The organism is Kribbella sp. NPDC006257, assembly GCF_040613535.1.
Lineage (GTDB): Bacteria > Actinomycetota > Actinomycetes > Propionibacteriales > Kribbellaceae > Kribbella.
Window position 1 is genome coordinate 214364 of record NZ_JBEXSJ010000009.1, and the last position, 25034, is coordinate 239397.

Annotated in this window: 30 protein-coding genes; 20 read left to right on the top strand and 10 right to left on the bottom strand. The window is 67.6% G+C overall.

The annotated features are described in order from the left end of the window. Window positions 1-186: 186 nt before the first annotated feature. A complete protein-coding gene (locus tag ABZ004_RS14070; RefSeq protein WP_355680222.1) occupies window positions 187-1296 on the top strand; it encodes an OmpA family protein in 1110 nt (369 codons plus the stop codon). Here ABZ004_RS14070 and ABZ004_RS14075 read toward each other — a convergent pair whose 3' ends face one another. Next, window positions 1297-1902, bottom strand: coding sequence for a TetR family transcriptional regulator (locus tag ABZ004_RS14075; RefSeq protein WP_355680223.1), 606 nt, complete (start codon window positions 1900-1902; stop codon window positions 1297-1299). Window positions 1903-2006: 104 nt separating this feature from the next. Here ABZ004_RS14075 and ABZ004_RS14080 point away from each other — a divergent pair, with 104 nt between their 5' ends. The 7 genes from ABZ004_RS14080 to ABZ004_RS14110 all read left to right on the top strand — a co-directional run bounded on the left by ABZ004_RS14080 (window position 2007) and on the right by ABZ004_RS14110 (window position 7312). Further along, window positions 2007-2495, top strand: a complete 489-nt coding sequence (locus tag ABZ004_RS14080; protein ID WP_355680224.1) for a cupin domain-containing protein — start codon at window positions 2007-2009, stop codon at window positions 2493-2495. 44 nt (window positions 2496-2539) lie between these two features. After that, entirely contained in the window at window positions 2540-3010 is a 471-nt protein-coding gene (locus ABZ004_RS14085; RefSeq protein WP_355680225.1) for a thioredoxin family protein, read from the top strand. Between the two features lie 37 nt (window positions 3011-3047). After that, on the top strand, window positions 3048-3884 hold the full coding sequence (locus ABZ004_RS14090) for an RDD family protein (protein WP_355680226.1): 837 nt from the start codon (window positions 3048-3050) through the stop codon (window positions 3882-3884). Between the two features lie 300 nt (window positions 3885-4184). Then, a complete protein-coding gene (locus ABZ004_RS14095) occupies window positions 4185-4637 on the top strand; it encodes a DUF4395 domain-containing protein (RefSeq protein WP_355680227.1) in 453 nt (150 codons plus the stop codon). Window positions 4638-4667: 30 nt separating this feature from the next. After that, the gene (locus tag ABZ004_RS14100; RefSeq protein WP_355680228.1) at window positions 4668-5516 is read left to right on the top strand and encodes a sulfurtransferase; all 849 of its coding nucleotides are present in this window, start codon (window positions 4668-4670) and stop codon (window positions 5514-5516) included. A 1-nt stretch (window position 5517) separates the two neighbouring features. Then, window positions 5518-5814 carry a DUF1416 domain-containing protein gene (locus ABZ004_RS14105; RefSeq protein WP_132189096.1) on the top strand — a complete coding sequence of 99 codons (297 nt, stop codon included), beginning with the start codon at window positions 5518-5520 and terminating at the stop codon, window positions 5812-5814. 271 nt (window positions 5815-6085) lie between these two features. After that, window positions 6086-7312, top strand: coding sequence for a choice-of-anchor P family protein (locus ABZ004_RS14110; protein WP_355680229.1), 1227 nt, complete (start codon window positions 6086-6088; stop codon window positions 7310-7312). A 165-nt stretch (window positions 7313-7477) separates the two neighbouring features. On the opposite strand, the gene dtd is transcribed toward ABZ004_RS14110, so the two are convergent. Next, window positions 7478-7903 (bottom strand): D-aminoacyl-tRNA deacylase, encoded by a 426-nt coding sequence (gene dtd, locus ABZ004_RS14115; protein ID WP_355680230.1) that lies wholly within the window; start codon window positions 7901-7903, stop codon window positions 7478-7480. A gap of 95 nt (window positions 7904-7998) precedes the next feature. Here dtd and ABZ004_RS14120 point away from each other — a divergent pair, with 95 nt between their 5' ends. Beyond that, complete coding sequence (locus tag ABZ004_RS14120; protein ID WP_355680231.1) at window positions 7999-8829, top strand: 3-keto-5-aminohexanoate cleavage protein; 831 nt, start codon at window positions 7999-8001, stop codon at window positions 8827-8829. On the opposite strand, the gene ABZ004_RS14125 is transcribed toward ABZ004_RS14120, so the two are convergent. From ABZ004_RS14125 to ABZ004_RS14135, 3 genes are all read right to left on the bottom strand, one after another. Further along, a complete protein-coding gene (locus tag ABZ004_RS14125; protein ID WP_355680232.1) occupies window positions 8766-9236 on the bottom strand; it encodes a hypothetical protein in 471 nt (156 codons plus the stop codon). The two genes, ABZ004_RS14120 and ABZ004_RS14125, sit on opposite strands and share 64 nt — an antisense overlap. Next, on the bottom strand, window positions 9233-10393 hold the full coding sequence (locus ABZ004_RS14130) for a molybdopterin-dependent oxidoreductase (RefSeq protein ID WP_355680233.1): 1161 nt from the start codon (window positions 10391-10393) through the stop codon (window positions 9233-9235). Before ABZ004_RS14130 ends, ABZ004_RS14125 begins: the two co-directional genes overlap by 4 nt. Window positions 10394-10526: 133 nt before the next feature. Next, window positions 10527-10889 carry a DsrE family protein gene (locus ABZ004_RS14135; RefSeq protein ID WP_355680234.1) on the bottom strand — a complete coding sequence of 121 codons (363 nt, stop codon included), beginning with the start codon at window positions 10887-10889 and terminating at the stop codon, window positions 10527-10529. A gap of 162 nt (window positions 10890-11051) precedes the next feature. Here ABZ004_RS14135 and ABZ004_RS14140 point away from each other — a divergent pair, with 162 nt between their 5' ends. Beyond that, window positions 11052-11546 carry an FABP family protein gene (locus ABZ004_RS14140; protein ID WP_355680235.1) on the top strand — a complete coding sequence of 165 codons (495 nt, stop codon included), beginning with the start codon at window positions 11052-11054 and terminating at the stop codon, window positions 11544-11546. Between the two features lie 18 nt (window positions 11547-11564). Here ABZ004_RS14140 and ABZ004_RS14145 read toward each other — a convergent pair whose 3' ends face one another. Further along, window positions 11565-12245, bottom strand: a complete 681-nt coding sequence (locus tag ABZ004_RS14145; RefSeq protein ID WP_355680236.1) for a response regulator — start codon at window positions 12243-12245, stop codon at window positions 11565-11567. After that, complete coding sequence (locus ABZ004_RS14150; protein WP_355680237.1) at window positions 12238-13494, bottom strand: ATP-binding protein; 1257 nt, start codon at window positions 13492-13494, stop codon at window positions 12238-12240. Before ABZ004_RS14150 ends, ABZ004_RS14145 begins: the two co-directional genes overlap by 8 nt. A gap of 182 nt (window positions 13495-13676) precedes the next feature. Here ABZ004_RS14150 and ABZ004_RS14155 point away from each other — a divergent pair, with 182 nt between their 5' ends. After that, window positions 13677-15050 carry a cation:dicarboxylase symporter family transporter gene (locus ABZ004_RS14155; protein ID WP_355680238.1) on the top strand — a complete coding sequence of 458 codons (1374 nt, stop codon included), beginning with the start codon at window positions 13677-13679 and terminating at the stop codon, window positions 15048-15050. 89 nt (window positions 15051-15139) lie between these two features. Here the strand turns inward: ABZ004_RS14155 and ABZ004_RS14160 are convergent, their stop codons facing one another. Then, window positions 15140-15964 (bottom strand): LLM class flavin-dependent oxidoreductase, encoded by an 825-nt coding sequence (locus tag ABZ004_RS14160; protein ID WP_355680239.1) that lies wholly within the window; start codon window positions 15962-15964, stop codon window positions 15140-15142. 109 nt (window positions 15965-16073) lie between these two features. On the opposite strand from ABZ004_RS14160, the gene ABZ004_RS14165 reads away from it, so the two are divergent. The 5 genes from ABZ004_RS14165 (at window position 16074) to ABZ004_RS14185 (ending at window position 19818) form a co-directional block, all read left to right on the top strand. Further along, on the top strand, window positions 16074-17081 hold the full coding sequence (locus ABZ004_RS14165; RefSeq protein WP_355680240.1) for a glycine cleavage T C-terminal barrel domain-containing protein: 1008 nt from the start codon (window positions 16074-16076) through the stop codon (window positions 17079-17081). 58 nt (window positions 17082-17139) lie between these two features. After that, complete coding sequence (locus tag ABZ004_RS14170) at window positions 17140-18141, top strand: asparaginase (protein WP_355680241.1); 1002 nt, start codon at window positions 17140-17142, stop codon at window positions 18139-18141. 77 nt (window positions 18142-18218) lie between these two features. Then, the gene (locus ABZ004_RS14175) at window positions 18219-18728 is read left to right on the top strand and encodes a helix-turn-helix transcriptional regulator (RefSeq protein WP_355680242.1); all 510 of its coding nucleotides are present in this window, start codon (window positions 18219-18221) and stop codon (window positions 18726-18728) included. A gap of 81 nt (window positions 18729-18809) precedes the next feature. Beyond that, window positions 18810-19364 carry a hypothetical protein gene (locus ABZ004_RS14180; protein ID WP_355680243.1) on the top strand — a complete coding sequence of 185 codons (555 nt, stop codon included), beginning with the start codon at window positions 18810-18812 and terminating at the stop codon, window positions 19362-19364. 103 nt (window positions 19365-19467) lie between these two features. Continuing rightward, complete coding sequence (locus tag ABZ004_RS14185) at window positions 19468-19818, top strand: DUF2516 family protein (protein WP_355680244.1); 351 nt, start codon at window positions 19468-19470, stop codon at window positions 19816-19818. A 3-nt stretch (window positions 19819-19821) separates the two neighbouring features. On the opposite strand, the gene ABZ004_RS14190 is transcribed toward ABZ004_RS14185, so the two are convergent. Further along, window positions 19822-20406 carry an XRE family transcriptional regulator gene (locus tag ABZ004_RS14190; protein ID WP_355680245.1) on the bottom strand — a complete coding sequence of 195 codons (585 nt, stop codon included), beginning with the start codon at window positions 20404-20406 and terminating at the stop codon, window positions 19822-19824. Window positions 20407-20492: 86 nt separating this feature from the next. Here ABZ004_RS14190 and ABZ004_RS14195 point away from each other — a divergent pair, with 86 nt between their 5' ends. Genes ABZ004_RS14195 through ABZ004_RS14205 form a run of 3 tightly spaced genes read left to right on the top strand, consistent with a single transcriptional unit; the run spans window position 20493 to window position 23581 of the window. Further along, the gene (locus ABZ004_RS14195) at window positions 20493-21083 is read left to right on the top strand and encodes a class I SAM-dependent methyltransferase (RefSeq protein ID WP_355680246.1); all 591 of its coding nucleotides are present in this window, start codon (window positions 20493-20495) and stop codon (window positions 21081-21083) included. Further along, complete coding sequence (locus ABZ004_RS14200; protein WP_355680247.1) at window positions 21080-22609, top strand: MFS transporter; 1530 nt, start codon at window positions 21080-21082, stop codon at window positions 22607-22609. The genes ABZ004_RS14195 and ABZ004_RS14200 overlap by 4 nt, the downstream gene beginning before the upstream one ends. A gap of 45 nt (window positions 22610-22654) precedes the next feature. Then, entirely contained in the window at window positions 22655-23581 is a 927-nt protein-coding gene (locus tag ABZ004_RS14205) for a GNAT family N-acetyltransferase (protein ID WP_355680248.1), read from the top strand. Window positions 23582-23586: 5 nt separating this feature from the next. Here ABZ004_RS14205 and ABZ004_RS14210 read toward each other — a convergent pair whose 3' ends face one another. Further along, complete coding sequence (locus tag ABZ004_RS14210; protein WP_355680249.1) at window positions 23587-24390, bottom strand: L,D-transpeptidase family protein; 804 nt, start codon at window positions 24388-24390, stop codon at window positions 23587-23589. Between the two features lie 101 nt (window positions 24391-24491). On the opposite strand from ABZ004_RS14210, the gene ABZ004_RS14215 reads away from it, so the two are divergent. Continuing rightward, window positions 24492-25007 (top strand): O-acetyl-ADP-ribose deacetylase, encoded by a 516-nt coding sequence (locus ABZ004_RS14215; RefSeq protein ID WP_355680250.1) that lies wholly within the window; start codon window positions 24492-24494, stop codon window positions 25005-25007. The last annotated feature ends 27 nt before the right edge of the window (window positions 25008-25034 follow it).

The window sequence follows — 25034 nt, forward strand, 5'->3', positions numbered from 1 at the left end:
AACGCGGTCGAATTCAGTCTGTCGTCCGCACCAACGTTCCCCCGAGGTGCGAACACTCCTGAAGCTAGCTGGCCGGGGTGGGCCTTCGCTGCCTGCGGCGTCATCGTTCATCCAACATTAATCGGTGCGCAATACATGTTCCGGTGACGTTTCCTGAAGACTGCCGCGGCGTGCGAGACTGACCGAATGAAGGCGCCGTCACTATTCGTGCACCGGGCATTACCGGTGATTGTGTTCGCGGTAATCCTGACCGGTTGTTCGGATCCGGAAAAGCCCGCCACCGCGCCCCCGGCGACGACGCCGACCCAGCCTTCCACGCCATCGCCGACGCCATCGCCGACGCCGTCGGCGACCCCGGCCGTCGATCCCGACTGCGTCGCCGGACCGGGCCGGACCGTGCAGAAGCTGGCCGCGATCCAGGTGCCCGCGGTCGCCGTCCCGCCGGTCACCTACACCGACAAGTCCGGTCAGCAGCAGACCGCCGTCGAGGGCTTCACCATCCCCGCGCAGTCGATCGATGCGGGCTGTGTGGTCCGGTACGACGCTCCCGGCGGCTGCCTGGGTGCGATCAAGATCTCCGCCGCGGTCGTTCCCCCGGTGACGATCCCGGAGAGCACCGTCGCGGGCTCCGGCAAGTCGTTCGCCGCCGTCACCGTTCCCGGGGTGACCGCTCCGGCGGTCAGCTCGCCGCTGGTCTGCCAGGTCGAGAACGCCGGAGTCCTCCCGACAGTCACCCGCAAGGGCGTCGTACGGCGTGGGGTCGCGCGGAACGGGACGGCCCGACCGGGTGGACGGGTCAAGGCGGACGGGGACCGGCCCGAGTTCCGGGTGGAGTCGGTGAAGCTCCCCGCAGTGCGGTTGCCCGACGTCGATGTGGATCCTGTCCGACTGGAGTCGCGAAAGCTGCCCGGCGAGAACGTCGACGTGTTCACCGGCGACGACAAGGTGTCCTATGTCGCCCCGGGCGACGTGCTGTTCGACACCGACCAGGCGACGATCCGGCCGGACGCGGCGAAGGCGTTGCACGCGATCGCGGCGAAGATCAAGGCGGCCCACCCGAACGCGCGACTGCGGGTCGAAGGGCATACCGACGATCGCGGCGACGCGGCGTACGGGATGCGATTGTCCGAGCGACGGGCAGCGGCCGTCGCGGCCTGGCTGATCCGCACCGAGCACTTCAGTAAGGCGCTCATCACGACTAAGGGGTTCGGGGAGACGGCGCCCGCAGTACCGAATACTTCCGATGCCAACCGGCAGAAGAACCGCCGGGTCGTGATCACGGTCAGCACCCGGTAGTCAGTCGGGCGGAAGGTTTCCGGCCAGAGCGGATTGCAGCATTGCCTGGGCCGACCAGTTCATCGTCCGGACGGCGTCCGCGTGGGACAGGTGGGCGACATCGGTGAGCCAGATCAGGGCTTCGATACCGACCGCTGAGCGGATCGCCATCGCAAGCCGATGGGTCGCGCCGGCCGGAAGCTGCAGCGGGGCCAACGCCTCTTCGAACCAGCCGATGCCGCGGCCCTGTCGCAGCGGCAGCGCCGCCCGCTCGGCCGGATCGGCCTCGAGGGAAAGCCGGAGCATGGTGCGTTGCTGAGCCTCGGTCTCGAGGAGCAGATCCACGAATGCCTGGACGACCAGCGCCAGCCGCTCCGTGACGTCCGCCGGGGGATCGGCGGGGAGCAGCGAGGTCGCCACGGTCTCCGGGTGGGCGGCAGCGAGAAGTGCGCGCTGGTTGGGGAAGTAGCGGTACGCCGTCGGGCGGGAGACCCCGGCTGCCGCGGCCGATTCCTCGATGGTCGGTGTCAGGCCGGCGGCGACCAGGGTTTTCGCCGCCTCGACCAGGGCGTCGCGGGTCCGTTGTTTCTGCTGGGTGCGCCCGCGGGCCTCATAGGGTGTTGACACAATGGTCATGATACCGCAGTCTCGTCATAAGACTTCAGTCTCAGGAAGAGTCTCGTGGTGAGACTTCAGTCTCAGGAAACTGGGAGGCGGGGAGAATAATGGCCGTGAGCAACGTAAGGGCTGCGATCGTCAGGGCGGCCGACGAGGGGGACAAGCGCTGGTTCTACGGCGGTGGGGTCCATCGCTGGATGGCGACCGCGGCGGAGACCGACGGGGCCTTCCTGATGTTCGAGGATGAGATGGAGCAGGGGAAGACCACCCCGCTGCATCTGCATCCGGAGGTCGACGAGTCCCTGTATCTGCTGGACGGCCGGGTGCTGATGTATCTGGACGGAGAGCGGCGCGAGGTCGGTCCTGGTGGGCTGGTGATGGTCCCGCGCGGGATGCCGCACGCCTTCCTCGTCACCTCGCCGAGCTGCCGGGCGCTGGTCCTGCTGACGCCCGGCATCGGTCAGGACTTCTACTACGGTGCGAGCGAGCCGTTCGATCCGGAGCAGCCCGGGGTGGTCGACTTCGGCCGGATCTTCGCCTCCGCGCAGGACAACGGCGGGATCGAGATCCTCGGGCCGCCGCCGTTCGCGTCCGAGGGATGAACGCCGCCTTGAGCTGAAAGAGCACCGGCGTACTGTGGATTGCTGTGAGTCCTGGGATCATCGTGCTGATCGTCGCGGTCGCCGCCGGCGTCGCGCTCAGCGTGTTCAAATCCCGGTTCGACGGGCGTTTCCGGGGGACCCACCCGGTCAGGAAGGCAGCGGTGCGCGAGCAGGATGCCGTGGAGGCGGAGGACAAGGTCCGGCTGACGGAAGCGGATCTCGGCGCCGGGCTCGGTGAGCGGGCGACCTTGCTGCAGTTCTCGTCCGCGTTCTGCGCTCCGTGCCGGGCGACCCGGCGGACGCTGGCCGAGATCGAGTCGATGGTCGACGGGGTCCGGCATCTCGAGCTGGACGCCGAATCGCATCTCGACCTGGTCCGGCGGCTGGACATCCTTCGTACGCCGACCGTGCTGGTGCTCGATGCGACCGGGGCCATCGTGACCCGGGCTTCGGGTCAGCCGCGCAAGCCCGACGTCATCGCGGCGCTGGGGATGGCAGTCGACCGGGTCGCCTGATTGTTCAGACGACCTCGCCGTGCGGGATGCTGTGCCGGTGAGCTTTCCGCATGGGTGGTACGACGATCCGAAAGATCCGGCCGGGCAGCGGTACTGGGACGGCGAGGCCTGGACCGAGCACCGTCGCCCCCGTCGGGGACCGGCCCCGTACCAGGGCGAGTTCGGCCAGCCGCAGCAGGACCAGCTGGGCCAGGCGCAGCAGGCTGGGCAGGCCCAGCTCAGCCAGCCGCAGCAGTTCGGTCAGCCGCAGCAGGCGCCGCAGTACGGACAACCGCAGTACGGGCAGCAGGGGTTCGGCTACGGGCCGCGGGTGCCGGCGACGCCGGACGGGGTGCCGTTGGCGGGCTGGTGGAAGCGGGTCGGGGCGCGGGTGCTGGACGGCATCATCGTGTTCTTCATCAGCCTCCCGTTCACGCTCTACTTCTGGATCCAGTACACCCACGTGGTCCTCGACTGGGAGCGCGACCAGATCGACAAGGCGCAGTCCAGTACGAGGCCGACCTTCGACTTCTCGCTGCCGCCCGAGGTCTACAAGTGGATGCTCTACATCAGCCTGATCTCGGCGGTGGTGGCCTCCATCTACGAGGTCTTCTTCCTCAGCCGGTCGGGAGCGACGCCGGGCAAGAAGGCAGTCGGCATCACGGTCCGGCTGCGCGATGTCGCCGGCCCGCCGCCGGTCGCCGCCGTCCTCAAGCGCTACGGCGTGTACGCCGGGCTCGGCCTGCTCGGTGCGATCCCGTTCGTCGGCACGCTCTTCAGTCTGGGTTCGCTGCTCAACGTGCTCTGGCCGCTGTGGGACGACAAGAAGCAGGCGTTGCACGACAAGGTCGCGGCCACCAACGTCGTGCTGGGAGAGCAGCCCAAGCACCGGTGACGCATGCCCGCTCACTGAGCGTGCGCGTGTTCGCATGGTGATCAGTTGTCTCAAAGAGTGGGACAAAAGGAATCCGGGCTGCCGGGTTTCCGTACTCTCGGTGCCGTGGAGTACACGACATGGCTGACCAAGCGCAGGGCAGTGGACAACTGCCGCATGCGCTCGTCCCTGTGTCGTCCCTGCTGACCAGGCGGCGTCTCGAACGCTCCGGAACCGGTCGCTGAGCACGGTTCCCGGTACGTCGCCTTCCGCGTCTTCGGGCGGATTCCGGCTCGTTCCAGCTCCCACCGGAGAGTCGTCATGTCCAGTCGGACGGCAGCAAACCCCCAGGTCGACCCGCGCGGACTGCGTTTCGCGGCCGGCGTCACGACCGTTGTTCTCGCCCTGACCCTGGTGCTGAACAACCCGTGGCCGCTGGCGGTCCAGGCCGTGGTGTTCGCGATCTCGGTCGCGTTCGGCATCCAGGCCTCGCCGTACGGGCAGTTCTTCAAGCGGGTGATCCGGCCCCGGCTGGGTCCGCCGAAGGAGCTGGAAGACGCCGCGCCGCCCCGGTTCGCCCAACTGGTCGGGCTGGTCTTCGCCGTCATCGGCCTGATCGGCTACTTCGCCGGCGTCGAGGTGCTCGGTGTGGTCGCCACCGGCTTCGCCCTCGTCGCCGCCTTCGTGAACGCGGCGGTCGGCCTCTGCCTCGGCTGCGAGGCCTACCTCCTGATCCAGCGCATCCGTACGCCCAGCACCGCAACTACTACCTGAACCGCTACTACCACCTGAGGAGCAGCACACATGAGCAGGGAATCCGCGCTCGTCTCGGCCGACTGGGTCGAGGAGCACAAGTCCGACGAGAACGTCGTACTGATCGAGGTCGACGAGGACGTCTCGGCGTACGACGCCGGTCACATCGCCGGTGCGATCAAGATCGACTGGCAGGACGATCTCCAGGACCCGGTCCGTCGCGACTTCGTCAACCAGGAGCAGTTCGAGGCGCTGCTGTCGTCGCGTGGCGTCAAGAACGAGGACACCGTCGTGCTCTACGGCGGCAACAACAACTGGTTCGCGGCATACGCGTTCTGGTACTTCAAGCTCTACGGCCACGGTGACGTCCGGCTGCTCGACGGCGGCCGCAAGCGCTGGGAGCTGGACAGCCGCGAGCTGACCGACGAGGTCGTGAAGCGCGAAGCCACCCAGTACAAGGCGCAGCCGCAGAACCTCGAGATCCGCGCCTTCCGCGACGAGGTCAAGGACGCCATCGGCGTGAAGAACCTGGTCGACGTGCGCAGCCCCGACGAGTACGCCGGCCGGCTGCTCGCCCCGGCCCACCTGCCGCAGGAGCAGGCGCAGCGCGCGGGCCACATCCCGACCGCGGCCAGCATCCCGTGGAGCAAGGCGGCCAACGACGACGGCACCTTCCGCTCCGACGACGAGCTGAAGACCCTGTACGCCGACGCGGGCGTCGACTTCGGCAAGGACACCATCGCCTACTGCCGGATCGGCGAGCGCTCGGCGCACACCTGGTTCGTGCTGCACGAGATTCTCGGCCAGGAGAACGTGAAGAACTACGACGGTTCGTGGACCGAATGGGGCTCGCTGGTCGGCGTACCGGTTGCCCTTGGCGACGAACCCGGGAAGGCCTGACATGTGCGGAGCGAAGAAAGGCGGCCTTGACCTCAAGGGCGTCGACATCGACAAGGAAGCCGTGATCCAGGGTCAGGTACTGCGCGGCGAGGAGCCGGTCGGCGGCGCCTACGTGCGGCTGCTCGACTCCACTGGTGAGTTCACGGCCGAGGTGCCGACCTCGGCGACCGGGCACTTCCGGTTCTTCGCGGCGCCGGGGTCGTGGACCCTGCGCACGCTGGCCCCGAAGGCCGAGCCGGTGGACCGGCAGGTCGTGGCGCAGTACGGCGAGGTCGCCGAGGTGGCCGTCGCCGTCTGACCAACCCCAGGTAGTAGTTTGCAGACCCCGAAAGGGCTCGGACCTTGCGCGTCCGGGCCCTTTCGGCTGTTCTTTCTGCCTTTAACTGCTTCCTATTTCTCTTATGCACAAACGGTTTTGGGCGCAAGATCTCGTTCTTCTCAGCTGTCGAAGCTATGTAACGGTTTGGTCTCGGAGCGGGGTTCTCTCGTTACCTACTGCGACCACCTGAGTTGTGTCTGTGTCCTGGCCCGCTCGTTAGGGTCACGTCATCACTCAGGGAGGAGGGGTCATGAGACCCCGCATCGGATACAAGAAGCTCGCCGTGGTCGGTGTCGCAGCCGCCGTCGGCGTGGTTTCCACGATCGCGTTGACCTCAGGCTCGGCGTCCGCCGCCGAGGTTTACGGATACAGCGGTTACTCGATGGGCACCGACGCCCACGCCGGCATCGCCGCCAGCGGCCCGCAGGTGCTCAGCCACATCGACTGCACCACGGACCCGAAGGCCGCGTCCAAGAACGACATCGCGACCGCCGCGGCCGGTAAGGCCGCCGTCGCCAAGACGGTGAACACCACCGTCAACGCATTCAACGACAAGCGCGGCAACGGTGTGACCAGCACCGCGACCGCCGCCGACATCCGGGTCGGCAACCTGCTGCACGTCGTCGGCGCGCGCACCACGACCACCTCGTGGGCCAAGGACGGCAAGCTCGACTACTCGGGTGAGACCACCTTCGCCTCCATCAAGATCGGCAACCTGTCAGTGCCGACCCTGCTGGCGCCGAAGCCGAACACGAAGGTCGCGATCCCGGGCCTGGGCTACGTCGTGCTGAACCGCGTCGGTTACTACAAGACGACGTCGGGCATCTACTCGTACGCGCAGGCTGTCGTCCTGCACGCGACGGTGAAGAACCAGTACATCCCCGAAGGTATCGACATCGCGGTCCTGAAGACGCGCGCCGAGATCACCAACCCGACCACCGCGCTGGTGATCGGCGACGTGTACTCCACCAAGGCGAACGTCGGCACCCTGGTCACCTCCGACCCGACCTCGTACCAGGCGTCCTGCCAGGGCACCGGCGGCAAGACGATCCGCGTCTCCGTCGGCGAGGTGAACATCCCGAAGGTCGCCTTCGTCGGTGCGGGAACGACCACGAAGAACGGCTACATCGGCAAGGACAAGTCGGCCATCACCTTCACCGCCAAGACGGCGAGCATCAAGGTGGCGAACCTGTCCATCGGCGCCATCGAGTCGTCGGCGTCGGCGTGGAAGACCAAGGACGGCAAGATCGGTCTGGCGTCCAGCTCGGACATCGCCTCGATCCGCGTCGGCAACAAGGTCTACGACGTACCGACCGCGCCGAACAGCACCCTGGTCATCCCGGGGATCGCCAAGCTGACCTTCAACCAGGTCATCCGTGGCAGCCGCTACATCGCAGTGAACGCCCTGGTCGTCGAGGTCCCCAGCCTGAAGACCAAGGTTGTCGTTGGCCACTCGGCCGCCGGTGTCGTCGGCTGATCCAGCCGCCACCACCCCTCACTGAGTCGAACCTCACCGATTCAGACGGGCAGTAGTAATCCGGACCCCCGGTCCAGCCTTCACCGGCTGACCCGGGGGTCCGGTCTTTTCCCGTACGACGATTCGCCGGCGCTCCGAGGTCTCCCGGCTGACCCGGCCGTCTGGTCAGGCGTCGAGGATCAGGGTGACCGGGCCGTCGTTGACGAGGGAGACGTCCATCTGGGCGCCGAACCAGCCCCGCTCGACCTTGGCGCCGAGGTTCTCCAGGGCGGCGCAGAACGCGTCGTACAAGGGCTCCGAGACGGGACCCGGGGCGGCCGCGCTCCACGAAGGACGCCGGCCCTTCCGCGTATCGGCGTACAGGGTGAACTGACTGATCGCCAGGATCGGGGCGTTCTCGTCGGAGCAGGACCGCTCGTCGCGCAGGATCCGCAGCGTCCAGATCTTCGCCGCCAGCACGGCCGCCTTCTCGGCGGTGTCGTCATGGGTGACGCCGAGCAGCACCATCAGCCCCGGCTCGTCGATCGCACCCACCACCTCGCCCTCGACGACGACCGAGGCCCTTGTCACCCGCTGCACCACAGCTCTCATGGGAAGCAGTCTGTCAGGCCGGAGAATGTCCGGTATTCGCGGCTCCGGACCGGCGAATATCTCGTTTCGAGGGCTGATCTGGCACGATTCGTTCCATGACGTCGACGTTGCTGACCGTTGCCCCCACCGGTGCCGAGACCGCGAAGGCCGACTGCCCGGCGCTGCCGACCACGCTCGAGGAGCTGGTCGAGACCGCCAAACGCTGCGAGGCCGCCGGCGCGGCGATGATCCACATCCACATCCGCGACGGCGAGCACCGCCCGACGCTCGACCTCGGCCGGCTGCGGGAGACCGTGACGGCCGTCCGCGAGAACACCGCGCTGATCGTCCAGCTCTCCACCGGCGGCGCGGTCACCGACCCGTTCGAGCACCGGCTGCGGGTGCTCGACGCGGCCCCGGACTCGTGCTCGCTGACGATGGGCACGGTGAACTTCGGCGACGACGTCTTCATGAACCCGTGGCCGTTCGTCACCGAGCTCTACCAGCTCACTCAGGAGCGCGAGATCGTGCCGGAGTTCGAGCTGTTCGATCTCGGGCACGTGGCTGCGCTGCACCGGCTGCTGGACAAGTTCGGCCTGCCGTACGGCGGCAAGGTGCACTGCGACCTGGTGATGGGTGTGCCCGGCGGCATGCCCGGTACGACGGACGCGCTGGTTGCCGCGGTCAACGGTCTTCCCGCGGCGGTGACGTCGTGGTCGGCGACCGGCGTCGGCCGGAGTACGTTGCCGGTCGCGATGGCGGCGCTCTCCAAGGGTGGACACCTCCGGGTCGGCATGGAGGACACCCTGACCCTGGCAAAGGGACAGCCGGTGACTCACAACGCAGAGCTCGTCGAGCGCGCTGCCGCGCTGGCGAACCTTGCTCAGCGGCCGCCGATGAGCCCGGACGACGCGCGCGACCTCTTGAACGTCAAGCGCCTGCGCTGAACGATCGCGACCACGATGCCGCCGGCAATGATGGTGGCCTCTAGCAACAACCAGTCGAGCAGGTAGTTACGAGGCAGGACGGTCGGGTTGACGCCCTTGCCCTGCCGGATCAGGAGCGGGATCGCGATCAGGGTCGTGATCCCGGCGTACAGGATCGTTGTTCGTACTGTGGTGACCAGGCGGTGGCGGTCCGGGCCGGTCGACCAGTGGGTGAGTGCCCAGCCGGCGCCGACGGCCAAGGGGATCAGGAAGAAGTCGTCGGCGAGAACAGCTCCACCCAGCCAGAGTGGGAGTCTGAGGAGTGCGCCGCCGGTGACGGCTTGCAGGAGCAGGCGGAATCCCCAGAGGCCGACGCCGATTCCTAGTGCGCCCATCGCGGTCCGGATGACGGTTGTTCTGTTGATCATGTGACGATCTCCAGGCGGTGGACCCACTTCGTCTGCAGGACCCCGGGGCGGTTGGGGGCGATGATGCGGGCGGGGTAGCCATGGTCGAGGGCCAGGTAGTCGCCGTTGAGTTTGAGCGCGAGCAGGGTGAGCGGGTCGGTGGCGAACTGCGGTGGGAGTTCGGTCGTCGCGTAGAAGCCGCCCCTCTCCATCGAGAGGACTCGGACGCTAGAACCCTTCGGGGCATTGCAGAGTTCGAGCAGATCCTTGATTCGGATGCCTTCCCAGCGGGCGCCTTGGCTCCAGCCTTCTACGCAGGCGATCGGGAGGGTTGATTTGCTCTGCGGTAGAGCGCGCAATTCGTCCAGTGAGAAGGAGAGTTGCTTCGGGCCTTTGATGGTGAATTGCCAACTGTCCGCTACCGGGGTGACACCCGCAGCCTCAGCTGTTCTGTTGACCGGAAGGCCTTGCGGCCCGATGTTCGGTTTGCGGGGTGCGAGTACGGCGATCGGTCCGAATACGGGGACGGATTGGCCGACCGAGGTGATCCCGACCAAGGTGGCAGCTCCTGCGACCGTGCGGAAGAGTTTGCGTCGGCTCATACCAGTGATTGCCGGCGGCACTGATTCGGCTTCCGGCGTACGGTCTGCTGGGGTGCGGCGCCAGTGGGCGGTGATGAGGGGGAGTTTGACGGCGAGGTGGACCAGCAGGGCGCCGATGATGATCCAGGCGAGTGCGTAGTGCGTTTCCTTGAAGGGGAACGGCCAGGGGTACCACTGCAGGGTGTTCAGGAAGCCGATGAAGAGTTCGAGTGCCATCGCGGCGACCAGAACGGCGATCGAGGCGCGCTCGAAGATCATGGCGACGGCCTTGCGGCTCGGCGGCCAGGGGAGCTTCGCGAACAGCTTCGGGTAGACCGTCCACAACTTCGCCAGCAGCAACGGAACCGAGACGATCCCGGTCAGCACGTGCAGCCCCTGCGTCACCCGGTAGAGCGAGGCGGGGCGGGCCGGAATGGTCAGCCAGTTCGGTGTCTGCTGCTCGAAATGGCTGAAGAGACCGGTGAGGAAGCAGATCGTCACCGCGACCGCCAGCCAGCGACCGATCACGGTCGCGACCCGGGGATGGTGCAACGGCGAGGGAAACGACTCCTCCGTCGGGGGCTCCGGCAGCTTCATGGTTTCCATCACAACGCACGATCCGGTACGCCGGACGCCACCACCGATTACTGCTCACGAACGCCCGTCGCCCCCGGCAGCAAGGCAACCCTCCCCCGCCTTACCTTTCGAAAACAAGGTCGCGCCGGGAAGGTCAGTAGACGATGGCTTGGGTGTTGTCGGTGAGGATTTCTTCGGTGAAGGTGGGGGCGCCGGCGATGCGGGTGCCGGGGAGGAGGTCTTCGGAGGTGAGGTCGCGGCGTTTGGTGCATTGGGTGCAGGCGGTGAGCTGGCCACCGGCGAGTACGGCGGCGAGGAGGTCTGCCAGCGGAGCGGCGTACGGGAGTTCGAAGGCTTCGGCCCGCCCCGGTACGGCGAACCAGACTGCCTCCCCGGTCAGCCAGAGCGACACCGTTGCTCCGGCCGCCACCGACGACGCGGCCACCGTGAAGGCCTGGTTCGCGCGTTCGGGTTCTTCGGCGCCTGCGGTCAGTTTGATCACCAGCGTGCGGGACATCACGCCACGGTAGCCGAGGTCGCTCGGTCGATCCCCTAGACTGTGGGACGTGCTGCATGTCGTCTTCACCACCCTGCTGGTGCTCGTCACCCTGTTCATGGGCTGGTTCTCGGTCTTCGTCGTCTACCGGCTGCTCCGCGGCCGCAGCGCGAGCTGACGACGATGGCCTTCGAGATCCCGCAGGATCTGCACCCCGATCTGATGCCGCTGGCCTGGTTGCTCGGCCGGTGGGAGGGGCGCGGGCACGGCGACTACCCGACGATCGAGAAGTTCGAGTTCGGTCAGCAGATCGACTTCAGCCACAACGGCAAGCCGTACCTGCACTACGTCAGCCAGACCTACGTGGTCGGCGAGGACGGCACGAAGGAGCGCCCGCTCGCGGTCGAGACCGGGTTCTGGCGGCCGAAGCCGGACGGCAAGATCGAGGTCGTGCTGGCGCACCCGACCGGCTTCGCGGAGATCTGGTACGGCGAGATCGACGGCGCCAAGATCGAGATGCGCACCGACGTCGTCGCCCGCACCGCCACCGCCAAGGAGGTCGCCGCCGGCCACCGCCTCTACGGCCTGGTCAACGGCGAACTCATGTGGGCCTACGACATGGCCGCCGAGGGCCAGCCCCTCCAGCCCCACCTCTGGGCCACCCTCATCCGCGCCTGACCCGAACCGCGAACCGGGTCAGCTTTCGGAGACCCAGGAGTATTCGACTTTGGGGCGGCCGCTGCGGCCGTCGTAGCGTTGGGTTCGGAGTGCCTGGCCCTGGTCGGCGAGGTGTTCGAGGTAGCGGCGGGCGGTGATGCGGGAAGTGCCGAGGGAGGTGGCGACCTCCTCGGCGGTCCAGCCTTCGCGGTTGCCGAGGAGGGTGACCACGCGATCCAGGACGGAGCCGGCCAGGCCCTTCGGCACCGACGAGACCGTTGCTGGATGCAACAAGCGGTCGACCTCGTCCTGGTCGGCGACCACCTGACCCGACTCCGAGGCGCGGCGTTGCCGGGCGTAGGCGCTGAGGCGATCTCTCAACGTTTCAAAGGCAAACGGCTTCAGGACATACTGGACGACGCCGATTCGAGCGGCGGCCTGGACAGCGGCGACTTCCCGGGCCGCGGTCACCATCACGACGTCGGTTTGGTTGCCCGCAGCACGCATGCGGCGTACGACGTCCAGGCCGTTGCCGTCCGGCAGGTTCATGTCGAGGAGCACCAGGTCGACCTGTTGCCGGCTGAGGACCTGGAGCGCGCGGGCCGCAGTACCGGCGATTCCCAGACACACGAAGCCCGGCAGGCGGTCGACGTACGTGCGGTGGGCCTCGGCCGCGACCGGGTCGTCCTCGACGACGAGGACGCGGACTACGTCAGGCACTGGCGCTCACCGCTCGCGGGAGCCGGACGCGGACGGTCAGGGCGGGGACCTCGTCGAGTTCGGAGTCGGGGTCGACCATCAAGGTTCCTTGCCAGCGCTCGACCGTACTGCGAACCAGCACCAGGCCGAGCCCGTGACCCGGCTCGGCCTTCGTGGTCCAGCCGCGCTCGAACATGCGGGCCAGTTCGGTGGCGCCGAGCTCGGCACCGGTGTTCGTGACGGCGAGGTCGATCGCGTCGGGCGTCGTACCGGCCTTCAGTTCGACGCGGCGTGGGGCGGGTCCGCCGCGGGCCGCCTCGATCGCGTTGTCGAGCAGGTTGCCGACGACGGTGACCACGTCCTGGGCGGGGAGACGGGTGTTGAGGGCTTCGGAACCGAGCTCGAGGGTGAGGAGTACGCCGCGTTCCTGCGCCTGGGCGAGTTTGGCAAGCAGCAGCGACGCGAGGACCGGGTCGCCGACCGTGCCGACCACGCGGTCGGTCATCGCCTGGGCGAACTGGAGCTCGGAGACGGCGAACTCACGGGCCCGCTCCGGGCGGCCGATCTCGATCAGGCTGACGACGGTGTGCAGGCGGTTCGACGCCTCGTGGTTCTGGGCCTGGAGGGATTCGGCGAGACTCCGTACGGCGTCCAGTTCGCCGAGGAGCGCCTGCAACTGGGTGTGGTCCCGCAGCGTGACGATCCGGCCGGAGCGCGCGGGTTGCTGGTTGACGACGACGACTCCGTTCGCGCCGAGATGCAGTTCGTCGTACGCCGTTCTGCCGGCGGTCAGCAGTTCGGCAAGAGCTGCCGGGAGATGGAGGTCGTCGATCGCGGTGCCGGGTGGGACATCGCGCAGGCCGAGCAGGTGACGGGCTTCCGCGTTCACGAGCTGGACCTTGTGCTCGGCGTCGACCAGGACGAGGCCTTCGCGGGCGGCGCGCAGGACGCCCTCGTAGAAGTCGAGCATCCAGGCGAGGGACTGGGTGCCCATGCCGCGGGTGGCGCGGCGGACGCGCCAGGTGACGAGCGCGTTGCCGGCGATCGCGACGCCGAGCATCAGGCAGGCGATCCCGAGCATGGCGCGGAGTTCGTGCTCGATCAGGTCCCACCAGGTCGGCGGGATGCTGCCGGTGGCCGCGGATTCGCGGCCGGCCTGCGAGCGGGCGCGGCTGAGCAGAGTGATCCAGACCATCACAATCAGTACTCCGACCGTGGCGGACTGCAGCCAGAGCACCTGGCGACGCAGTTCAGACGGTCGGCGGTTCACCCCGACATTGTGCATTCCAGTGATGGAACTGGTCGCATCACAGTTCGGCGTCGGCTCGCGGCAGGGTGGCTGGGGAGCGGGCTGCGAACGATATGAACGAAATGCTGGGTTTTTCTGTGCGTCACGTCACAGTTACTCACAAGCCAGCCGCCCGCTGAGTCCCCGCAAGAGCAGGAGTCGCTATGTCGAGCCCGACCCCACCCCGACCGACACCGGTGCGTAACGACCGGACCCATTTCCTGTACATCGCCGTCATCGTCGCCGTCGCCCTGGGGATCGGCGTCGGCCTGTTGTTCCCGGACTTCGCGGTCGAGCTGAAACCGCTCGGCACCGGATTCGTGAACCTGATCAAGATGATGATCAGCCCGATCATCTTCTGCACCCTCGTCCTCGGCATCGGCTCGGTCCGCAAGGCGGCCAGTGTCGGCAAGGTCGGCGGTCTCGCGCTCGGTTACTTCCTGGTGATGTCGACCGCCGCGCTCGCCATCGGCCTGGTGGTCGGCAACCTGGTGAAGCCGGGCAGCGGCCTGAACCTCACCGACGCGCTCCGCAAGACCGGTCAGTCGCAGGCGCCCAAGGCGCACGAGGGCACCACCGACTTCCTGCTCGGCATCATCCCGAAGACCGTGCTGTCCTCACTGACCGAGGGCGAGGTCCTGCAGGCGGTCTTCGTCGCTCTGCTGGTCGGCTTCGCGCTGCAGGCGATGGGCAGCAAGGGCACCCCGATCCTGAACGGCATCGGCCACATCCAGCGGCTGCTGTTCAAGGTGCTGTCGATGATCATGTGGGCCGCCCCGGTCGGCGCCTTCGGTGCGATCGCGACCGTCGTCGGCGCGGCCGGTGGTCAGGCGCTGCGCAGCCTCGCGATGATCATGATCGCGTTCTACATCACCTGTGGCCTCTTCGTGGTCGTTGTCCTCGGCACCATTCTCCGGGTGTTCGCCGGGGTGTCGATCTTCCAGCTGCTGAAGTACCTCGGCCGCGAGTTCCTGCTGATCGTGTCGACCTCGTCGTCGGAGACCGCGCTGCCGCGGCTGATCGGCAAGATGGAACACCTCGGGGTCAGCAAGGAGGTCGTCGGGATCACCGTCCCGACCGGCTACTCCTTCAACCTGGACGGCACCGCGATCTACCTGACGATGGCGTCGCTGTTCATCGCCGAGGCGATGGACCAGCCGTTCTCGATCGGTCAGCAGATCTCCCTGCTGGTGTTCATGATCGTCGCCTCGAAGGGTGCCGCCGGGGTCACCGGTGCGGGCCTGGCGACGCTGGCCGGCGGGCTGCAGTCGCACCGGCCGGAGCTGCTCGACGGCGTCGGCCTGATCGTCGGCATCGACCGGTTCATGTCCGAGGCCCGCGCGCTGACGAACTTCGCCGGCAACGCGGTCGCGACCGTCCTGGTCGGCAACTGGGTCGGCGCGTTCGACCGGGAGCAGGCCCGGCAGGTCTTCGCCGGCGACGATCCGTTCGACGAAGAAGCCTTCGCCGCCGGTGACACGCACGCCGGCGACGTACCGGAACCCGTCACCGTAGGCGAAACAAGGTCCGACCTCTAGACCATCTGTCCCACCCCTCAGCGCTACCCGTTGGCTCTCTCCTTCCGCCGAGAGCCAGCGGGTAGCGCGTCTTCCGGCCGTAGTACGGGCTACTTGTCTGCTAGCAACTCGATGACCGGTGCCAGTTCCTCTAGGTAGGTGGCGTTGACGCTGATGTAGGTGGCGCCGAATTCGTCGCGGCGGCGCAGTAGCTCGTCGGCCATCTCCTGCGGCGTTCCCGGCAGCAGCATCAGCGAATCGCTCTTCGCCAGCTCCTCCGCGTCGATCCCGGTCGCCTGCTTCGTCCAGACCGGCAACTCGCCGTTGCCGGCCGCGAACAGGTTCATCGCCAGCTCTATGTCGTCCGCCCGCGACCCTGCCAGCTCCCGCAGTTCCCGGGCGAGCGTGGCGACCTCTTCGCGCGGCGCCGTGGCCGGCTTCGCGATCGAGACGATGTCCGCGCGCTCCGCCGCCAGCGCCAGCGACTTGGGTCCGGCAGCGGCGAGCATGATCGGCGTACGCCGTTCGCCATCCAGCTTGGTCAGGTGGTCCAGCGTCTCGATGAGCTGCTCGCGACGCTCCTGAGCCGTTCCCCAAGGCAACCCCAGCTCAGCCGCGAACTGTTCCGCCGCCGGACGCCCGGTGCCGATACCGAAGTCGAACCGGCCATCCGTCAGCACGGTCAGCGTGTGCGCATCCCACGCGGCTGCTCGCGGCGGACGCATCGGTGCCGCGGCGACGAAGGTCCCGACGCGAATGTCGGCGGTGGCAGCGGCGATCGCCAGCGATGGGAACGGCGACAAGAGTTGCAACCCGTCGGGCATCAGGATCGTGTTGTACCCGAGGCCGGCCGCCCGGCGTACGGTCGACTGCCATGCCTCGGCGCCGCCGTCGGGACTCGCCACCACACCGAACCGGAATCGCTTGCTCGTCATCGTCGTCTCCTCTCGCTGGTTTGTGCTTCCCAGCCTGGCGTAGCGAGGGGTTGTCCACATCCCACGACGGGAGGCGTTCGGCGTACGCCGGGGGACGTACTCTGGTGATATGTCAACGAAGAGCAGCCCCTTGCTGGATCTGCCCGGCGCGGTCGAGGCCGACGGGCTCGATGCCGGCGTCGCGGCCCATTACGGGTCGGATCTGCGCGAGCAACGGGCGCTGGCGGCCGGGCAGGGCTTCGTCGACCTCTCGCATCGCGACGTCGTGACGATCACCGGCCCCGACCGGCTGACCTGGCTGCACGCGTTGACCACGCAGTACTTCGAAGGTTTGCGACCGGGAAGCTCGACGACGGCGCTGCTGTTGTCGCCGACCGGGCACATCGAGCACGCGATGTACGGCTTCGACGACGGCGAGACGTTCTGGCTGCACACCGAGCCGGGCGCCGCGGCGCCGCTGGTCGAGTGGCTGCAGAAGATGGTGTTCATGTCCCGCGTCGAGATCAAGGACGTGACCGAGGACTACGCCATCGTCTGGCGACCAGGAACGCCTGCGGCCGACAACGCGCTGGTGGTGCGTTCCGGCGCCGATTCGCTCGGTGGGTATGAGGTTTTCGTGCCGCGCGCGGAGCTGGCGGCGTACGTCGCGTCGGCGGGGCAGCCTGCTGGTGTCTGGGCCTACGAGGCGCTCCGGATCGAGGCGGGCGCGCCGCGGCTCGGGCTGGACACCGACGAGCGCACGATCCCGAACGAGGTCGGCTGGCTGGGCGTCGGCGTACACCTCGACAAGGGCTGCTATCGCGGGCAGGAGACAGTCGCGCGGGTGCACAACCTGGGTCGTCCGCCGCGCCGGCTGGTGCGGTTGCACCTGGACGGCTCGGTGGATCATCTGCCGGGCCACGGATACGCCGTACGGGTGGGTGAGAAGCAGATCGGGTTCGTCGGGTCGGCTGCCCGGCACCACGAGTACGGGCCGATCGCGCTCGCGCTGATCAAGCGGTCGGTCGACGTGGAGGCCGTGCTGGAGGTCGTCGCCGAGGGCCAGCCGACGGTCACGGCGACGCAGGAGTTGCTGGTGGACCCCGAGGTCGGGCTGCACGTGCGCGCCCGGCTGTGACTGGGATCATTGTCTATCTGGGTTTTTGCTCCTGACGGTTGAGCCGTACAGTGCAGCCGTGAGTGAACCTGTGATCCTGGCCGACGTCGTCCGCAGCGGATTCGTGGAGGGCCATCACCGTGGCTCCGTCGTGGTGACGGCCGCGGACGGCTCCGTGGAGTGGTCCGTCGGCGTCGTCGACCGGCCGATGTTCCCGCGCTCGTCGAACAAGCCGATGCAGGCGCTCGGCATGCTCCGCAGCGGACTGGAGCTCGACGGCGAACTGCTCGCACTCGCCGGCGCTTCGCATTCCGGCGAGGAGTTCCACCTGGCCGGCGTACGGCGGATTCTGGCCGGTGCCGGCTTGGACGAGTCGGCGCTGCGTACGCCGCCCGCGTACCCGATCGACGAGCAGGCGCGCGACGAGTGGGTGCGCAGCGGGCACGCCGTCGAGCCGATCACGATGAACTGCTCCGGCAAGCACGCCGCGATGATCGCCACCTGCGTCGCGAACGGCTGGCCGATCCACGACGACGCCCGTGCCAAGAGCCCCGACGGCGTCTGGGGCCGCGACGATTACCGGTCGCCCGAACACCCTGTCCAGCAGGCGATCCGGACGGCGATCGAGGATTCGGCCGGCGAGAAGGTCTCGTACGTCGCGGTCGACGGCTGTGGTGCGCCCTTGCTGGCGATCAGCCTGGCCGGCCTGGCTCGCTCCTTCGGCCTCTTCGCTGCGGCGGCGCCGGAGACGCTCGAGGGGCGCATCGCGAACGCGTTCCGGGAGCACTCCGACTACGCCAGCGGGAGTAGGCGCGACGAGTCCGCTCTGATGAAGGCCGTGCCCGGCCTGATGTGCAAGGCGGGCGCGGAGAGCGTGTACGCCGTTGGTCTCGCCGATGGTCGTGGCATCGCGGTCAAGGTCGAAGACGGTCAGCCGCGCGCCCGCGCAGTCGTCATGGCAGCGGTCCTGCAGCACCTCGGCATCGACAACGAGGTCATCGACTCCCAGACCCGCTTTCCCTTGCTGGGCGGCGGCGTAGAGGTCGGCTCGGTCCACCCGTCTCCTTCGCTCTTCCAGTAGACCCCTCGTGGTACGGGGTGACTCGGCTCACGGCCAGGGTGCTTGCAATTGCAAGCAGGTGCTAGCAGACTGGGGGCATGGCGAGATTGGGTGATCGGGTCGGTTCGGTGGGGGAGTACCTCGCCGAGCAGCGCCGGCACGCGCAGCTGTCGTTGCGGCAGCTGTCCGACCTCGCCGGTGTGTCGAACCCGTACCTCAGCCAGATCGAGCGTGGCCTGCGGAAACCGTCGGCCGATGTGCTGCAGCAGCTCGCGAAGGCCTTGCGGATCTCCGCCGAGACCCTGTACGTCCGGGCCGGCATCCTCGATCCGGACGACAGCTCCGACGGTGCTCGCCGGGCCTCCGGGGTGGTCGACGCCATCCTGCTGGACCCCGCGCTGAACGAGCGGCAGAAGCGCGTCCTGCTGGACGTGTACGGCTCCTTCGTCCGTGAGAACACGCCCGACACCGCGGTCGCGACCCCGGCCCAGGCAGCGGCCACCGAGGCCGCCGCCGAGCAGGTTGCTGCCGCGCCCGAGCCGGCCGCCGGGGCAACGAAGCCCGCGAAGAAGCCGGCCGCCAAGAAGACCCCTGCAAGAAAACGCTAGCCGAATCGCCTCACCAATCCGGCTGCACGCAGTACGCAGTACAAGACCCCGCTGACAACCAATGCTCCGAGGAGATGCCTGATGGCAACCCGTACCTCCGTCACGCCCCTGTACTTCATCGCCGGTGCCGGCGACCTGGCCGTCGAGAAGTTCCGCGCGGTCAGCGGCGACGTGACGAGCCGCTTCGCCAAGCTGGACCAGAAGACGGTTCAGACCACCCTGCAGACCGAGCTGAGCAAGCGCCAGGCCGAGCTGGCCAAGCGTCAGGCCGAGCTGGCCAAGCGCTTCGAGGCGCTCGCCGCCGACGCCAAGACGGTCCCGGCGAAGCTCCGTGAGCTGCCCGCCGTCGCGCAGGCCGGTCTCACCACCGTCCTCGGCCAGGCCGAAGAGGTCTACGACGACCTCGCCGTCCGCGGCCAGGAGATCGTCGGCCGGATCCGCAACCAGAAGGCCACCGAGGACCTCGAGGCGGCCGCCAAGACCACGGTGAGCAAGGCCAAGGCCACCCGCACCACCGTTCGCAAGACGGCTCAGACCGCCGAGCGCAACGTGAAGGCGACCGCCACCAGCGCCCGCAAGACCGCGAAGAGCGCCACCAAGGCCGTCGCGGACGCCGCCGAGAAGGTCGGCGACTGAGAGTAGTTCCGCGACCGTCAGGTCGTGACACCACCTGCATGGGTGGTCCAGTTCTGCGGTTGAGCAGAGGTGGGCCACCCATTGCTACGTTAGGCTCGTACGCATGCTTGCACTAGCCACGTTCCCGACCCTGTTCCCAGGGTTCACGAACGCGCTCGACGTCATCTGGTGGGTGATGATCGGTCTCAAGCTGGTCGCGCTACTGGATGCCGCCTTCCGGCCGCGCGCCGTGTTCGTCGCGGCCGACAAGCTGACCAAGCCCGGCTGGGTGCTGATCCTGGTCACCTTCACCCTCAGCCAGATCTTCCAGAGCTGGCTCAGCTTCTTCGGCCTGATCGGCATCGCCGCCGCGGGCATCTACCTGGTCGACGCCCGCCCCGCCCTCCGAGCCGCCGCCGGCCGAGGCCGAGGCGGCTGGGGCATCCGCCGCAGAAGAGGCCCCCGCCCGCTGTAACAGTTAGTCGGAGGTGGTGGCTCGGATGTGGGCTCGTTCGCCTTGTTTGCCTACCAGGCTGAGGTATTCGGCTGGTCCGGCGCTGGTGGCGCCGAACCAGTGCGGCGTACGGGTGTCGAACTCCACCGCCTCGCCGGGGTTGAGGATCATGTCGTGCTCGCCGAGTACTACGCGAAGCCGGCCGTTGAGGACGTAGGCCCAGTCGAAGCCCTCGTGGGTGCGGAGGTCGGGCTCCTGATCGTCCTTGCCGGTCGGCAGGATGAACTTGTAGGCCTGGATGCCGCCGGCCCGGCGGGTGAGCGGCAGGACGGTCGTCCCGTCGGTGCAGGTGATCGGTCGCAGGTTGATCCGCGGGTCGCCGGTCGGTGGCGCATCGACGAGTTCGTCGAGCGTCGCGCCGTACGCGCTCGCCAGTGGCAGTAGCTGCTCCAGCGTCGGCCGGCGAAGCCCCGCCTCCAGTCGGGACAGCGTGCTGACCGAGATCCCGGTGACCTCGGACAGGTCGGCGAGGGTGATCTCCCGGCGGAGCCGCAGCTGCTTCAGCCGCGGCCCGACGGCGTTGAGGGTGCGGTCGATGGCTTCGCTCATGCCTTCCAGTTTGCCATTCGGCAACAAGGTTTGCCAGAACGGCGAGGCGTCGGCACTCTCGAGCTGTGGACGAGAGAAGAGATTCGATGACGCACGAGTTCGACAAGAACTACTGGGAGGGGCATTGGCAGCAGGGTGCCGGTGCGATGGAGCGGAACCCGGTGAACCCCTACTTGGTTGAGGCGGTCAGTGGTCTGACGCCGGGCAGGGGAGGCGGGACGGAGAGCGGGCTGGCGCTGGAGGCAGGCTGTGGGGCCGGAACCGAGGCGATGTGGCTTGCTTCGCAGGGGTGGCAGGTGACCGGGGTGGATATCTCGGCGGATGCACTCGGGCGAGCCTCGCGGCGGGCAGCCGGGAGTGGGGTGGCCGAGAGGGTGGCATGGGTCGAGGCGGACCTGACCGAGTGGAGTCCAAGCACGCAGTACGGGCTGGTGACGACCCATTACGCACATCCGTCGATTCCGCAATTGGCCTTCTACGAACGCATCTCCCGGTGGGTTGCGCCGGGCGGGACTTTGTTCATCGTCGGGCATCTGCATCATTCGGTGACCGAGGTTTCGGTCGCCGAGATCTCGGGCGTGCTGGGCGACCCGTGGGAGATCGTCAGGGCTGAGGAGAAGACTCGAATGCATGGCGGGCACGAGTTGCACGACGTCGTCGTACAGGCTGTTCGATGACTGGCGCGACGATCCAGGATCCGCGGCAGCGGCGCGCGATTCTGCTCGGAGTGTGTATCGCGCTGATGGCGGTGATCGCCTCGGTATCGGGGCTGAATGTCGCCCAGCCGCAGCTCTCATTGGAGTTCGGTGCTTCGCAGAGCACGGTTCTGTGGATCATCAACATCTACACGATCAGCCTTGCTGCGTTGCTGTTGCCGCTCGGTGCCCTCGGCGATCGGTGGGGTCGCAAGCCGATGCTGCTCGCCGGTCTCGTGGTGTTCGGCGTTGCCAGCGCTGCGGCCGGGCTCGCGCCATCGATCGAGGTAATGGTGGTCGCGCGGTTCCTGAGCGGGGTCGGCGCGGCGATGATCATGCCGGTCACTCTGGCGGTTATCACGTCGACATTCCCTGCTGAGGAACGGTCGAAGGCGATCGGGGTGTGGACCGGCGTCGCCGGTGGCGGCGGGTTGCTGGGAATGTACTTGTCCGCCGTACTGGTGGATTTCGCCAGTTGGCGTTGGCTCTTCGTGCTGCCGGTCGCGCTGGTTGTGGTGGCGATGGGTGTTGCGCTGAGGTCCATTCCGAATTCGATCGAAGAACGTCGCTTCGATGGGGTCGGCGCGCTCTTGTCGGTGATTGCTGTGGTCGGGCTCATCTTCGTTCTGCACGAAGGGCCGTCGGCCGGCTGGACCGCAGGGGTGACATTGACGAGTTTGGTTGTCGGCGTTGTTGCCGCGATCGCCTTTGTGACTTGGGAATTGCGGCAAGCAGCGCCATTGCTCGATCTCCGGCTGTTCCGCGAACGGGGGCCGGCGAGCGGCTCGGTTTCGCTGCTGACGGTGTTCGGCGTACAGGCTGGAATCTTTGTCGTCCTCTTCCCCTATTTCCAAGCTGTCCTGGGCTGGTCGGGTCTGCGGGCCACGCTCGGGATGATGCCGATGGCGGTGGTGATGATGCTCGCCTCCGGTCTCGCCCCGCGGGCGGCCGCACGGATCGGAGCCCGGTCGACGATGGCGTCGGGGATCCTGCTCGCGGGCGCCGGCCTGGTCCTGATGGCGACCTTCGTCTCGGTCGACGGCGGCTACCTGTCCGTCCTGCCGGGCATGCTCGCGATGGGACTCGGCATGGGCCTGACGATGACGCCCGCCACCGAGGCCATCACGAGCGCCCTACCGCCCGCACGCCAAGGCGTTGCCTCCGCGCTCAACGACGTCACCCGGGAATTCGGTACTGCGTTGGGCGTCGCCCTCCTCGGCGCAATCCTCTCCGCCGGCTACCGCGCCGCCATCGAGTCCCGCCTCGACGGAATCCCACCGGCAACAGCCGGTACTGCGCGCGAAGGTATCTCCAATGCTCTAGCTGCCGCCGATGGCTCTCAGCCTTTGATCCGCGCTGCCCAAGAATCCTTCGTCGCCGGCTGGCAACAGGCTATGTGGGCAGGCGTCGCCATCACAGCCCTCTTGTTCGTCTACGTCCTCCTGCGCGGCCCGGCCCGCAAGGCTTCCTCCACAGCACCCCAGCAGGAGATCTCGGTTCCAAACTAGAGAATTCGGAAGGGGTTCGTCTGGAACACGGGTTAGCGTGGGCGGATGGAGTGGGACATCGGTGGCGAGGTTTTCGAGTGGCGTGGGCCGGCGCCGTATTACTTCCTTGCTGTGCCCGAGCGGGAAGGTGCCGACCTGCGGGCTGCGGCCCTGGCGGCGAGTTACGGGTGGGGGATGTTGCCGATCCGGGCGCGGATCGGGAGCGTTGAGTGGAAGACCTCGCTGTGGCCCAAGGACGGCGGGTATCTGCTGCCGTTGAAGGATGCCGTGCGGAAGCCGTTGAAGCTGAGTGGCGGGGACGCGGTGGAGGTGCGGCTCAGCTTCGACGCGCGGCCTCGTCCGACGAAGGCGCCGGCCAAGCGGGTGCAGGTTCCCCGGCCGAACGGTTCGCGGGAGCCGGTCACCGCGGAGCAGTTGACGATTGTTCCGGCGAACGAGGCGGCTTGGCAGGATCTGCAGGCGATCTTCGGGCCGTCGGGCGATACGGCCAGGTGCTGGTGTCAGCGGTTCCGGATGCTGCCGAAGGAGTCCTGGGCCTCCGAAGGTCCGGAGGAGCTTGCCGCGCGGCTTCGGGATCAGGCCGCCTGTGGAGAACAGACGAGTGGGCTGGTCGCCTATCTCGAAGGCGAGCCCGTCGGCTGGTGCGCCGTCGCGCCAAGGGTCGACCATCCGAGGCTGCTCCGCGACTACCGCGTTCCCTGGCTGGGGCGCAACGAGGACAAGACCGACACCACTGTCTGGGCGGTGACCTGCTTCGTCACCCGCGTCGGCTACCGCCGCCGAGGAATCAGCCGTGCACTGGCCCGCGCAGCCGTCGGTTTCGCCCGGGACCGCGGCGCCGGCGCCATCGAGGGCTACCCGGACCTCGTCGACGGCGGATCGGTCGGCACCCTCGCCACCTTCACCGAGGCCGGCTTCACCGAGGTCAACCGTCCCGGCAACCGCCGAGCCGTCGTCCGCATCAACTTCTGATCGGGCTACGAGCGGTAGACGATGACCTTGTCGCCGACGTGGACCTGGGCGAAGAGGGACTTGATCTTGGCGAGGTCGCGGACGTTGACGCAGCCGTGCGAGGCGCCGGCATAGCCGCGGGCGGCGAAGTCGGAGGAGTAGTGCACGGCCTGGCCGCCGCTGAAGAACATCGCGTACGGCATCTTGGAGTCGTAGAGCTTCGAGACGTGGTTGATGCTCTTCCAGCCGACCGTGAAGCTGCCTTCGCGGGTGGCGGTCTTGACCGCGCCGAAGCGGACGTCCATCTGCATCTTCACGACGCCGTCGACGACGTACCGGAGTTTGCGGGTGGTCTTGTCGATGCACAACGCGACGCCGGTCGCACACCGCTGGTCGAGCTTCTTGCCGTCGACGACGGGTGCCGGCGGGAACAGTTCGGTCTGCGTCGGCTCGTGGGTGGCGGCCTTGAGCTTGGTCCAGGTGTTCTCGTCGACGTACCCGATCGGCGGGATCCCGTTGGCGGTCTGGAACTTCTTCACCGCCGCGCGGGTCATCGTCCCGAACGAGTCGTCCTGGTACTGCTTGCCGAGCAGCTTCAGCTGGACGAGACGCGCTTCCACCTTGCGTACGTCGGCGCCGCTGGAACCGTTGCGCCACAGGGCTTTCGGGTAGATCGGCAGCTCACCCGAGACCTCGAACGGCACCGTCTTGAGGTCCGTGGTCGCGGCGCTCGCAGTCAGCCCGGCCCCCGCCAACCCTGCGATCGCGCCGGTCACGACGACAGCAGCCAGCACATTCCGGATCGCTGACGTCTTGCCGAAGATGCGCATCGGAACCCTTCATGGTGGATAAAGGTCCAGCGTAAGTTGCAGAACACAACCGGACCACCACCCGTGAGCACCTCGTGACCAGCCCCACAGCAGGAGAACCGATGGAGATCACGCTCAGCACCGATGACATCACCACGGTCGCGGTGGATGCGATCGTGAACGCGGCCCATCACGCGCTCCGAGGCGGTGGCGGCGTTGACGGCGCGATCCATCGCGCGGGCGGCCCGGCGATCCTCGCCGACTGCATCGAGCGCTACCCACACGGAATCCCGACCGGCCAGGCCGGCTGGACGACAGCGGGAAACCTACCCGCGCAGTACGTGATTCACGTGGTGGGGCCGAATTACACAGCGGGGCAACGAGATCCGGCCCTGCTGGAATCCGGTTATCGCAACGCCTTGAGAATTGCGGATGAATTGTCCGTACGGCGTATCGCATTGCCGGCCGTCTCGGCGGGGATCTACGGCTGGCCGGCGCAAGAGGCTGCCGACATCGCAGTACGGACGTTGCTTGGTACGACGACAGGTGTGGCTGAGGCGATCTTCTGTCTGGTCGAACCGCGGTTGTACAAGGCGTTCGGGAAAGCACTGGAGAAAGCAGAACGCGGCGGCCGGTGAGAACCGGCCGCCGCGTGCTAGTCGAAC

What these genes read in the sequence shown, in the direction of transcription:
- ABZ004_RS14095 (WP_355680227.1), top strand. Translation starts at nt 4,185, where the DNA reads ATGTCCAGTCGGACGGCAGCAAACCCCCAGGTCGACCCGCGCGGACTG.
- ABZ004_RS14120 (WP_355680231.1), top strand. Translation starts at nt 7,999, where the DNA reads ATGACGTCGACGTTGCTGACCGTTGCCCCCACCGGTGCCGAGACCGCG.
- ABZ004_RS14135 (WP_355680234.1), bottom strand. Translation starts at nt 10,889, where the DNA reads ATGTCCCGCACGCTGGTGATCAAACTGACCGCAGGCGCCGAAGAACCC.
- ABZ004_RS14125 (WP_355680232.1), bottom strand. Translation starts at nt 9,236, where the DNA reads ATGATCAACAGAACAACCGTCATCCGGACCGCGATGGGCGCACTAGGA.
- ABZ004_RS14165 (WP_355680240.1), top strand. Translation starts at nt 16,074, where the DNA reads ATGTCAACGAAGAGCAGCCCCTTGCTGGATCTGCCCGGCGCGGTCGAG.
- ABZ004_RS14160 (WP_355680239.1), bottom strand. Translation starts at nt 15,964, where the DNA reads ATGACGAGCAAGCGATTCCGGTTCGGTGTGGTGGCGAGTCCCGACGGC.
- ABZ004_RS14110 (WP_355680229.1), top strand. Translation starts at nt 6,086, where the DNA reads ATGAGACCCCGCATCGGATACAAGAAGCTCGCCGTGGTCGGTGTCGCA.
- ABZ004_RS14215 (WP_355680250.1), top strand. Translation starts at nt 24,492, where the DNA reads ATGGAGATCACGCTCAGCACCGATGACATCACCACGGTCGCGGTGGAT.
- ABZ004_RS14210 (WP_355680249.1), bottom strand. Translation starts at nt 24,390, where the DNA reads ATGCGCATCTTCGGCAAGACGTCAGCGATCCGGAATGTGCTGGCTGCT.
- ABZ004_RS14175 (WP_355680242.1), top strand. Translation starts at nt 18,219, where the DNA reads ATGGCGAGATTGGGTGATCGGGTCGGTTCGGTGGGGGAGTACCTCGCC.
- ABZ004_RS14130 (WP_355680233.1), bottom strand. Translation starts at nt 10,393, where the DNA reads ATGAAGCTGCCGGAGCCCCCGACGGAGGAGTCGTTTCCCTCGCCGTTG.
- ABZ004_RS14140 (WP_355680235.1), top strand. Translation starts at nt 11,052, where the DNA reads ATGGCCTTCGAGATCCCGCAGGATCTGCACCCCGATCTGATGCCGCTG.
- ABZ004_RS14155 (WP_355680238.1), top strand. Translation starts at nt 13,677, where the DNA reads ATGTCGAGCCCGACCCCACCCCGACCGACACCGGTGCGTAACGACCGG.
- ABZ004_RS14070 (WP_355680222.1), top strand. Translation starts at nt 187, where the DNA reads ATGAAGGCGCCGTCACTATTCGTGCACCGGGCATTACCGGTGATTGTG.
- ABZ004_RS14185 (WP_355680244.1), top strand. Translation starts at nt 19,468, where the DNA reads ATGCTTGCACTAGCCACGTTCCCGACCCTGTTCCCAGGGTTCACGAAC.
- ABZ004_RS14100 (WP_355680228.1), top strand. Translation starts at nt 4,668, where the DNA reads ATGAGCAGGGAATCCGCGCTCGTCTCGGCCGACTGGGTCGAGGAGCAC.
- ABZ004_RS14195 (WP_355680246.1), top strand. Translation starts at nt 20,493, where the DNA reads ATGACGCACGAGTTCGACAAGAACTACTGGGAGGGGCATTGGCAGCAG.
- ABZ004_RS14200 (WP_355680247.1), top strand. Translation starts at nt 21,080, where the DNA reads ATGACTGGCGCGACGATCCAGGATCCGCGGCAGCGGCGCGCGATTCTG.
- ABZ004_RS14190 (WP_355680245.1), bottom strand. Translation starts at nt 20,406, where the DNA reads ATGAGCGAAGCCATCGACCGCACCCTCAACGCCGTCGGGCCGCGGCTG.
- ABZ004_RS14180 (WP_355680243.1), top strand. Translation starts at nt 18,810, where the DNA reads ATGGCAACCCGTACCTCCGTCACGCCCCTGTACTTCATCGCCGGTGCC.
- ABZ004_RS14105 (WP_132189096.1), top strand. Translation starts at nt 5,518, where the DNA reads ATGTGCGGAGCGAAGAAAGGCGGCCTTGACCTCAAGGGCGTCGACATC.
- ABZ004_RS14205 (WP_355680248.1), top strand. Translation starts at nt 22,655, where the DNA reads ATGGAGTGGGACATCGGTGGCGAGGTTTTCGAGTGGCGTGGGCCGGCG.
- dtd (WP_355680230.1), bottom strand. Translation starts at nt 7,903, where the DNA reads ATGAGAGCTGTGGTGCAGCGGGTGACAAGGGCCTCGGTCGTCGTCGAG.